This is a genomic window from Marinobacter antarcticus (assembly GCF_011049865.1).
In the GTDB taxonomy this organism is placed as follows: domain Bacteria; phylum Pseudomonadota; class Gammaproteobacteria; order Pseudomonadales; family Oleiphilaceae; genus Marinobacter; species Marinobacter antarcticus_A.
Genome location: NZ_DRGY01000070.1, coordinates 34,926 through 44,664 on the forward strand (window position 1 = coordinate 34,926; position 9,739 = coordinate 44,664).

General features: G+C 56.4%; 10 protein-coding genes. 3 read left to right on the forward strand and 7 right to left on the reverse strand.

Features of this window, described 5'->3' with window-relative positions:
- Positions 1-12: 12 nt before the first annotated feature.
- The 6 genes from trxB to ENI00_RS09025 all read right to left on the reverse strand — a co-directional run bounded on the left by trxB (position 13) and on the right by ENI00_RS09025 (position 5,109).
- Positions 13-966: a thioredoxin-disulfide reductase gene (gene trxB / locus ENI00_RS09000; protein ID WP_304101474.1), complete on the reverse strand. Its 954-nt coding sequence runs from the start codon at positions 964-966 to the stop codon at positions 13-15.
- 133 nt (positions 967-1,099) lie between these two features.
- A complete protein-coding gene (locus ENI00_RS09005) occupies positions 1,100-2,011 on the reverse strand; it encodes an AAA family ATPase (RefSeq protein ID WP_304101475.1) in 912 nt (303 codons plus the stop codon).
- Positions 2,012-2,018: 7 nt separating this feature from the next.
- Positions 2,019-2,969: a carbon-nitrogen hydrolase gene (locus ENI00_RS09010; protein WP_304101476.1), complete on the reverse strand. Its 951-nt coding sequence runs from the start codon at positions 2,967-2,969 to the stop codon at positions 2,019-2,021.
- Positions 2,966-4,018 carry an agmatine deiminase family protein gene (locus tag ENI00_RS09015; protein ID WP_304101477.1) on the reverse strand — a complete coding sequence of 351 codons (1,053 nt, stop codon included), beginning with the start codon at positions 4,016-4,018 and terminating at the stop codon, positions 2,966-2,968. The genes ENI00_RS09010 and ENI00_RS09015 overlap by 4 nt, the downstream gene beginning before the upstream one ends.
- 96 nt (positions 4,019-4,114) lie before the next feature.
- Complete coding sequence (locus tag ENI00_RS09020; protein ID WP_304101478.1) at positions 4,115-4,417, reverse strand: hypothetical protein; 303 nt, start codon at positions 4,415-4,417, stop codon at positions 4,115-4,117.
- A 104-nt stretch (positions 4,418-4,521) separates the two neighbouring features.
- Positions 4,522-5,109, reverse strand: coding sequence for a PilZ domain-containing protein (locus ENI00_RS09025; protein WP_304101479.1), 588 nt, complete (start codon positions 5,107-5,109; stop codon positions 4,522-4,524).
- Between the two features lie 121 nt (positions 5,110-5,230).
- On the opposite strand from ENI00_RS09025, the gene ENI00_RS09030 reads away from it, so the two are divergent.
- Both ENI00_RS09030 and ENI00_RS09035 read left to right on the forward strand, forming a co-directional pair.
- A complete protein-coding gene (locus ENI00_RS09030) occupies positions 5,231-6,472 on the forward strand; it encodes a lipoprotein-releasing ABC transporter permease subunit (RefSeq protein WP_304101480.1) in 1,242 nt (413 codons plus the stop codon).
- Positions 6,473-6,485: 13 nt separating this feature from the next.
- Positions 6,486-7,175: an ABC transporter ATP-binding protein gene (locus ENI00_RS09035; protein ID WP_414674240.1), complete on the forward strand. Its 690-nt coding sequence runs from the start codon at positions 6,486-6,488 to the stop codon at positions 7,173-7,175.
- Here ENI00_RS09035 and ENI00_RS09040 read toward each other — a convergent pair.
- Complete coding sequence (locus tag ENI00_RS09040) at positions 7,163-7,711, reverse strand: DUF2062 domain-containing protein (RefSeq protein ID WP_304101482.1); 549 nt, start codon at positions 7,709-7,711, stop codon at positions 7,163-7,165. The two genes, ENI00_RS09035 and ENI00_RS09040, sit on opposite strands and share 13 nt — an antisense overlap.
- Positions 7,712-7,791: 80 nt before the next feature.
- Between ENI00_RS09040 and ENI00_RS09045 the strand changes: the two genes are divergently transcribed.
- On the forward strand, positions 7,792-9,739 hold a 1,948-nt coding region (locus ENI00_RS09045), incomplete at its 3' end, for a DNA internalization-related competence protein ComEC/Rec2 (RefSeq protein ID WP_304101483.1).

The following is a 9,739-nucleotide window of genomic DNA, read 5'->3' on the forward strand; positions in this document are numbered from 1 at the left end:
TGTTCGTTGGATTTAATCCTGCTGATCCAGAAACTTTTCGGCATCCAGCGCGGCCATGCAACCAAAGCCGGCTGAGGTCACAGCCTGGCGGTACACATGGTCGGCTACGTCGCCGGCTGCAAAAACCCCCGGGACGCTGCTCTGGGTTGCCATACCTTCCAGACCCGAGCGGATCTTGATGTAGCCGTTTTCCATGTCCAATTGATTTTCGAACAAGCCGGTGTTGGGCTTGTGTCCGATGGCGATGAAGACGCCGGCCAGGTCGAGATCCTGTTTGGCGTCGTTTTTCATGCTTCTGATGCGCATGCCGGTTACGCCAGTGCCGTCGCCCAACACCTCATCGAGGGTGTGGTCCCAAACGATATTGACGTTGCCGTTTTCGGCTTTTTCGAAGAGTTTGTCCTGCAGGATTTTTTCAGCGCGCAAACTGTCACGGCGGTGGACCAGGGTGACTTCTGCCGCGATGTTGGAAAGGTACAAGGCTTCTTCAACGGCGGTATTGCCGCCACCGATGACGGCGACTTTCTGCTTTTTATAGAAGAAACCGTCGCAGGTGGCACAGGCGGATACGCCCTGGCCTTTGAAGCGTTCTTCGGATTCCAGGCCCAGATACATGGCAGATGCGCCGGTGGCGATGATCAGGGCGTCGCAGGTGTATTCGCCGCCGTCGCCCTTGAGGCGGAAGGGACGGCTTTGCAGGTCGGCCTCGTTAATGGTGTCGTAAACGATGCTGGTTTCAAAGCGCTCGGCGTGTTTGAGCATGCGCTGCATCAGTTCCGGGCCTTGAACGCCATCGTTGTCGCCGGGCCAGTTATCCACATCGGTGGTGGTGGTGAGCTGGCCGCCAACTTCAATGCCGGTGATCAGCGTCGGGTTGAGGTTGGCCCTGGCTGCGTAGACGGCAGCGGTGTATCCGGCAGGGCCGGAGCCAAGAATGATCAGGCGGGAATGTCTGGTTTCGCTCATGAACGTATCTCTCACTAAATCAGTATGTGTCGGGCTCGTGAAGAGCCAATATAACGAGGAAGATGAAAAGGCTAACACGAAAGCAGCAGGCTGCCATTTGTTTTGGCCAATCCCGTTGATAAAGCTTTGCTATTTACGCAAGTACGGAAACGCTGGTCAGCAACTGCCGCACGCGCTGGGCGCTTTTCCCGGATTCGCCCTGCTCAAGACGATGCTCGGCAATTGATGGGAACACCGCCTGAATGTCATCCGGAAGAGCGTGCTGACGACCTTGCATCAGCGCCCAGGCTTTTGTCGCCCTGAGTAATCCGAGCCCGGCTCTGGGTGACAAACCATACAGCAGTCCGGGCATGCGGCGGCTCTGCTCCAGCAAACGCTGAATGTAGTCAAGCAGCGCCGGACTTGCGGTGACACGGGTTACTGCGTCCTGAAGTGTTGCCAGATCCGCTTCCGAGAGCAAAGTGCCAAGTCGATCAGTCATGACCCTGCGGTCTTCGCCTTCCAACAACTCCCGCTCGGCTCTTGGGTCCGGATAACCAAGCCGTATACGCATCAGAAAGCGATCGAGCTGGGATTCCGGCAGCGGGTAGGTGCCGCCTTGTTCCGTGGGGTTCTGTGTGGCAATCACAAAGAACGGGTGTGGCAGCGGACGCGTTTCGCCTTCAATAGACACCTGGCGCTCTTCCATGGCTTCGAGCAGTGCGCTCTGTGTTCGCGGGGACGCCCGGTTGATTTCATCCGCAAGAACAACCTGAGCAAAAATGGGCCCTGGGTGGAATACCAGGCTGCCCGCCTGTTTGTCGTACATTGAATATCCCAGTACGTCTGCAGGCAGCAAGTCGTTGGTGAACTGAATGCGTTGGTAGCTCAGGCCCATAGCCTTGGCCAGGGCATGGGACAGGGTGGTTTTACCCATGCCGGGGATGTCTTCAATCAGCAAGTGGCCCTTTGCAAGCAGGCCACAGAGGGCCAGGCGTACCTGGTGATCTTTGCCCAGCAGAATCTGGTTCAGCTCGGCAACAACGGTGTCTACCAGGTTTTTCATGCGGGGTTCAGTCCCTCACTCTTTTAAGAATGTCGCCGTAGGCGTCGATTCGACGATCTCGGAAGTACGGCCAGATGCGGCGAATCGATTCACTGCGGTGGCGATCAATTGTGACACTCATAATGCATTCGGTGCTGTCGTCGGCCCGAGCCAGGAACTCGCCCTGTGGCCCGCAAATAAAGCTGTTGCCCCAAAAGCGGATGCCGTCTGAGTGCCCGCTCGGGTCCGGCTCAGTGCCGACCCGGTTAGGTGCGACAACCGGCAGGTTGTTGGCCACAGCGTGACCGCGCTGAACGGTAACCCAGGCCTCCAGTTGGCGAGCCTGTTCGTCGGGATCATCGGTTGTGTCCCAACCGATCGCGGTGGGGTAAATCAGTATCTCGGCGCCCGCCAACGCCATCAGACGGGCCGCTTCCGGGTACCACTGATCCCAGCATACGAGAACACCCAGTTTACCCACCGATGTCTCGATGGGTGAAAACCCGCTGCGGCCATCGTTGAACTGAGCGTCTCCGGGCGTGAAATAAAACTTCTCATAAAAGCCCGGATCATCCGGAATGTGCATTTTTCGATACAGGCCGGCAATGGAGCCGTCGGTTTCAATCACCAAAGCGGTGTTGTGATAGACACCGTTCATGCGACGCTCAAAAACGGAACCGACAATGACAACGTCGAGTTCCCGAGCCAGGGCTGAAAGCCGCTCACTGGTGGGGCCCGGGATGGGCTCCGCCAGATCAAATGTGCGGGTGTCTTCCGTCTGACAAAAGTAGTGCGTAGCGTGGAGTTCCTGAAGAACGATTAATTGAGCGCCGCCCAGAGCCGCCTCCCGAACCAGCATTTCGGTGGTCGCCAGACTGGCAGCCTTGTCTTCACTGCATGCCTGCTGAATGGCAGCAATGGCAAGCTGCCCAGAAGGCTGCGGTTTGCCGGGGTGTTGATTCACGGCGTGTTGATTCATGGGGCGACGACTCCTTCGGGAATCTGCATGGTGACGCAGTGTAAACTTCCGTGCTGTTTCACCAGCGTTCGACATCGAATGGGAATAATCTCCCGGTCGGAAAAAATCTGGCTGATAATTCTGATAGCGTCCTGGTCCTGTGGCACGTCATACACAGGCACCAGAACAGCACCGTTGATGATCAGAAAGTTGGCGTAGGTTGCCGGAAGGCGTTCGCCTTCATCGTCCAGTACTGGGTCGGGCCAGGGCAGTGCTGTCAGCTTGTAGGGTTTGCCATCGCGCTGACGGAATTCCCGAAGGTCTTCTTCCATGGCGGCCAACGCACTGTAGTGCTCATCAGCCACATCGGGACAGGCGACGTAGCAAATATGGTCCGGGGCGCAAAAACGGGCCAGTGTGTCGATGTGACTGTCGGTGTCATCCCCTGCCAGATAGCCGTGGTTGAGCCAGAGAATCCTCTGCGCCCCCAGCATCTCCGACAACAATTGCTCAATGGCTCCACGATCCATGGACGCATTGCGGGTTGGCGTCAGAAGACATTCGCTTGTGGCCATCAGCGTGCCTTCACCGTCCGACTCGATTGAGCCACCTTCCAGTACAAAATCCACGGCTTGCATGGGAGTGGTTCCGAATACCCCAAAATTAGCGAGGTGACGATTGAGCGCATCGTCTTTTTCCCACGGAAACTTCCCCCCCCAGGCGTTGAAACGAAAGTCCAGCAGGGTGGGCTCGCCATTCGTGATGACGGTAATCGGACCGTGATCGCGAGTCCAGGTATCGTTGGCGGGTGCAGGCACGGCCCGCACCCGCCCGGTCAGTCCGTGTTGCGCTGCCCAGGCGTTCAGATCACGCTCGAGATCCTGCAGGCGTACGACGTGTTCGCAACTGACAACCAAATGTTCAAAGCGGAGAACGGAATGGGCAATTTCAAGGAATACCGGTTCGGCTTCATCAAGAATCGTTGCCCAATCGGTACCCGGGTGGGGCCAGGTAAGCACAACGGCGCTTTGGGACGCCCACTCAGCGGGCAACACACGTAGGGTCGTCACTTTACAATCACCTTAAAATTTACAGTCACCTTAAAATTGCAAAAACCGCCAGTCTAAACGAAGGGCGGCGTATCGTCAGGGGTAAGACAGGTTATATCAGTGCTTGAATTTCAGTACCGAGTGTATAACACGATTGCCTTCAAAATAGACTATGAAATTGTCGTACTGCCACTGGCTGATTGCAGGCTGCCCAACGGGGCCCTCCATTGAGGCGGGCTGGCCCCAAGCGGCTCGTACTGAAGCCTGGGTTGTTCCGGTTCTGGGCACGCTTTGTTGGTTCCTGTCTACCTGACTCCCCACGGGTACGCGAAGCTCGTCGGAAAATGCCTCGGAAATCGGGGCCAGAGTGAGCAGTGCTGCCATTGCCAGTGCGCCAGTCAGGGCTCGCTTTATTGTCATTGATGGTTCTCCATTGGTTCTGGGGCCTCCGGTAAGCGGTCCGGGGACATGGATAAAACGTAATATCCGAGAAAAGACGGCAAAAGTCACACGTTTTCGCCAGTCTACTCTTTTTGCCGCTGCCGAATCTGCCATCGCATCACATGTCGGGCAATTTGTTGACGGTCGCTATCGTCAATCCGGATAAAATCGGTATGAACCCTTGCCCTGCCTGTTTCGTCAGCCTGCACTTCCACCACCTTTACAATGGCGCGGGGCCGGGAAAGCTCTGGCGGTAACGTCATGCGAACGGCAAGCGTGTCGCCAGTCTGCCACGCCTGGGAGCCCGCACAAAAAGCCAGGCCTCCCTCGCTGAGCGTGACGTCTTGCCAGTCCCCAGGTTGCAAGGGATTTTGCTGAAAGGCCATAATGCGCGCAAGCGTGTCTAGCTTGCCATTCAGGGACTTAACAATGCCTGCGAGCAAACGATCCTGATCCGCAAGGCTGGCAAGCTGGGATTTGATGTCCTGATCCAGCCGTCTGAACTCGGCCTCCAGGTCTTCGAGATGATCGTCGCCAAAGACATTCTCTTCGAACTCGGTTGAAGCGCTCAGTTCGTGGACTTCCAGGCCAATCCGGTCTTCGATGCGGAAAAATTCCCGCCGCTCAGACACATAATCCGTCGGTTCGAACGGCGTTTCTGGAGTGTTCATGCAAGGCTCCGGGAATAAGTATTTTAGCCAGTTGTAAAAGTTTAGCAGTTTCCCGCCGTGCTGAAAGGCCGCCGGGAATTCCAGACCACGACCACCCGAAGGTAGCGACAGGCACCTCTTCATGTTCAGACCCTTATCGTTTTATATCGGCTTGCGCTATACCGCAGCCAAACGGCGTAATCACTTTATCTCGTTTATCTCGCTCACATCCATGATTGGGCTGATGCTTGGCGTGGCAGTGCTGATTGTTGTGCTGTCCGTGATGAACGGATTTGATCGCGAACTCAAACAGCGAATTCTGGGCATGGTTCCCCACGCCATTATTCAGGGCAGCGAACCGCTGGCGGATTGGCGAACGGTGGATGCCGAGGTGCAAAAGCATCCGCGAGTGCTGGCTGCCGCCCCGTTTATTCAGGGCCAGGCCATGGTGACCGGAGGCGGTGAGGTGCGAGGCGTGCTGCTCAATGGCGTGTTGCCAGAGGAGGAGCGCACGGTGTCGATCATCGAAGATCACATGATTGAGGGCAAGCTGGAAGACCTTGTTTCGGGGGAGTTCGGGATCATCGTAGGTCGCACCCTGGCCGCCAACTTGCGTTTACAGATTGGAGACAGAGTAACAGTGGTGTTGCCGGAGGCCTCCATCACGCCCGCCGGGGTGTTGCCGAGACTCAAACGTTTCACGGTGAAAGGCATTTTCAGTGTGGGAGCAGAACTGGACGGCAGTTACACCCTTATTCATATGGATGATGCCGCCAAGTTAATGCGAACCGATGGAAAGGCTCAGGGTGTGCGCTTGCTGGTGGACGATCTGTTTGCGGCACCCAAGGTTGCAGAAGAGGCCGCCAGCATGCTCTCGGGCCGTTACTACGTATCGGACTGGACCCGCACCCACGGCAATCTGTTCCAGGCTATCCGCATGGAGAAAACCATGATCGGCCTGCTGCTGATGTTCATTGTGGCGGTCGCAGCGTTCAATATCGTGTCCACGCTGGTCATGGTGGTGACCGACAAGACCGCGGACATTGCGATTCTGCGCACCATGGGAGCGACGCCGGGTCGGATTTTGAGAATCTTTATTGTCCAGGGCGCGATTATCGGGGTGTTCGGAACCCTGATAGGCACTGCACTGGGTATTTTGGGCGCACTTAACATCAGCGCGTTTATTTCCTGGTTGGAGGGCGCTCTCGGTCACAAGTTTCTGAGTGCCGACGTTTACTTTATCAGCTATCTGCCGTCCCAGTTGCAATGGGAGGATGTAGCCATTATCAGCGGTGCCGGCCTTGCCATGAGCTTGTTGGCGACCATATACCCGGCGTGGAAAGCGTCTCGGGTGGATCCCGCGGAGGCTCTTCGTTATGAATGAGGAAAACGGTGCCATGAAGGATATTCCCTTGGTGATCGACTGTCGTCAGGTCACCCGGACTTACACTCAGGGCCCTGAGAAGCTGACCATATTTTCCGATATCTCACTGGAAGTCACAGCAGGCGAGACAGTGGCTATTGTGGGAAGCAGTGGCGCGGGTAAAACAACCCTGCTGAACCTTCTCGGTGGCCTGGATAAGCCGTCATCGGGACAGATCTCCATATGCGGCAAGGACATTCATCGGTTGTCGGAGGCAGGGCGCGCGCGTTTTCGCAATCGGCATCTGGGTTTCGTGTATCAGTTTCACCATCTGCTACCAGAGTTTACCGCGCTTGAGAATGTCATGATGCCGTGCGTTCTTGGCGGCGTAGCCGTAGGCGATTCGAGCTCGCGGGCGCAAACCATTTTGCAAAGAGTGGGGCTTGCGGAGCGCCTGGCTCATAAGCCTGGCGAGCTTTCTGGCGGCGAGCGACAGCGTGTGGCCATTGCCCGTGCGCTGGTGAATGAGCCTGACTGTGTGTTGCTGGATGAGCCCACTGGTAACCTTGATGAGCACACCGGCGAAGGTGTTCGGGATCTCATTGAGTCGTTGAGAGATCAGTTGGGCATTGCGTTTGTTATGGTTACCCACGACATGAAGATGGCCCGGAGTCTCGGGCGGGTTCTGAGGCTGGAGCAGGGAAGGCTGGTTCAGGAGGCCTGATCGCGGGATGAGCGCCGCAGTTCTTTTCGGGCACGGCGGCGCATGTGCCACTCGGAGCGGATTTTCCGGCGCCAGATAAACTGTATGGCCAGATAAGCCAGGCAGGCTGATACAGTTGCGACGATAAGCGAACCCAGATAGAGCGGGATGCCGATGTCCAGCAAACGCTCACTGATCCAGGACCACGATAGCTGGAAGTCAAAGTTCAAAACCGGCCGGTTGAGTGCCCAGGCGCCTACCTTGTAATTGAAATAAAACAGGGGCGGCATGGTAATCGGATTGCTGATCCATACCAGAACCACAGACAAGGGCAGGTTGGCGTTAAACCAGATCGCAAAAAATGCCGCGGCAACCATCTGGAACGGCATGGGGATAAGGCAGAAAAACACACCAATCAAAAATGCCCGCGCAACGCTGTGACGATTAATGTGCCACAGGTTGGGTTCATTCAGGATATCGCCCAGAAAGCCAAGCGATTTCATCGCCTGCACCTTCTCCGGTGATGGCAGGTAGCGTTTCATGAACTTCTTTGGCATTGGAAGCTCTACCTTCGAGTAGAATGAAACTCCGGCGGCATGGATGTCGCCGACGGATTACATTATCGGGAGGACAAGGATTGTCCAGAAGCTCTTTCAATGGCCCAGACCTGTCTGGTTGGCAGGGCCCTGGCGTGCTCAGTACCGTCTTCTCTGCAGCAATTGGTGTCTTCGCTTTCTCCTGCGGCGTCATCTTACTTTATAGATTGGCGGTGTTGCCACCTCAAGTATGGCTGATCGGTTGCGCAGTTCCCGCTTTATTGTGGTTTTTGCCGACAGGCCGGAAACTGCCCGGGCCTTTTTGGTCTGTTTTTATCGGGTTGGCCCTGGGTGTCGCCTGGGCCGGCTTTTGGGCCAATGAGCGGCTTGAACAGCGCCTTCCCCCAAGCATTGAAGGTGAAACCGTTGTGGTCGCAGGCTACGTTTGTGATCTTCCTTCGGCGGGCAGCTTTGACAGCATACGTTTCAGTTTTTGCGTCACTCGCTGGTACGGGAGTTCACACACGCCTGAACTCGAAAGTACGTTGCCGAGCAAACTGCGTCTGGCCTGGTATGGCCAGCCTGCCGACGCGCTCCCGGATCATCGGTTGCGCCTGGAGGTAGTGCTCAAAAGGCCCCATGGCAATTTGAATCCCGCCGGTTTCCGCTACGAGGACTGGCTGTTCCGCAAAGGTTATCGAGCAACCGGCAGCGTGCGCAGCGCTGTCCCGGATCCATCCGTCGAGTGTTCCTTTGAGTGCCAGTATCACCGTATTCACATCCGGTTGGCGCACTGGGTGGACGAACAGTTCGCTGCTGCCCGGCATCATCCTTTGATCGCGTCGTTGCTGATCGGCAACCGTGGCCATCTTGCTTCCAGACACTGGGAGGTTTTAAAAGCCACAGGAACCATTCATCTAGTCGCTATCTCGGGCCTTCACCTGGGCCTGGTCGCTTTTGGTGCCGGATTCTTGGCGCGTCGGCTTTTGTTGTCCCTGTCCACTTATCGAATGAGCGAGCGCTCTGTGCGTGTGATCGCATTTCTGGCGATTATATTTTGCTGCCTGTTTTATGCACTGGCCGCCGGCTTTACCGTCCCTACCCGAAGAGCGCTTCTGATGGTTGCGGTAGGTGGTTGGATCCTGTTGATGGCGAAACAAGTGCCAGTGTGGCATTCCCTTGTTGTGGCGCTTGGGCTGGTTCTGCTGCTGGATCCCTTTGCGCCTCTGGATCAGGGGTTCTGGTTGTCCTTTGGCGCGGTTTCGATGTTGATCTGTGTCTTTGCGGGCCGCGTGGGCGGAACCGGTTGGCTCGCCGGCCTGATTCTTGCGCAAGGGGCTGTGTTCGCGGGCCTTTGGCCGCTTCTTGAATGGTTGGGCCAGGGGCAACCGATTGCGGGATTGCTGGCCAATGTTTTGAGCATTCCTTGGGTATCACTGGTGGTAATGCCTGTGATCATCATCGGTGGGCTTGTGGTTGCTTTGTTCCCGGAATTATCGAACCCGATTATCTGGCTGATGGATGCGGTACTGGACGTACTTTGGAATTTTCTCGAGTGGGTTGCAGGCATCAACTGGCCAACGCTTGAAGGCGCCAGCGTGGAGATTGTCGGCTTCGGTGTACTGGTGCTACTCATTATCACGGTTCCGGTCAGAAATTTCCGCGTTGCCGGGTTAGCGATCGTACTTTTCTGGGCTTCAACGGCGAGCACTGTTTCGAGCACTGTTTCGAACACCGCCCCGAACGTCGATAACCCTTGGGTTACTGAGCCTGAAGTGCGGGTTTGGGACGTTGGTCAGGGTTTGTCAGCCATGGTGCGAGCGGGCGACAACGTGTTGTTGTACGACACAGGGCCAGAAGTAAAAGGTGTGTTCTCGGCTGCGGAATCGGTACTTGTGCCCAACCTCAAAGCCCTTGGCGTGAAACGGATTGACACGCTGGTTATAAGCCATGCCGACAGCGACCATGCCGGCGGGATCGGCTTGCTTATGGACGAGTTTGAGGTCGGCCGAATCCTGACCGGTGAGCCCAAGGCTATCCGTGAAAAGC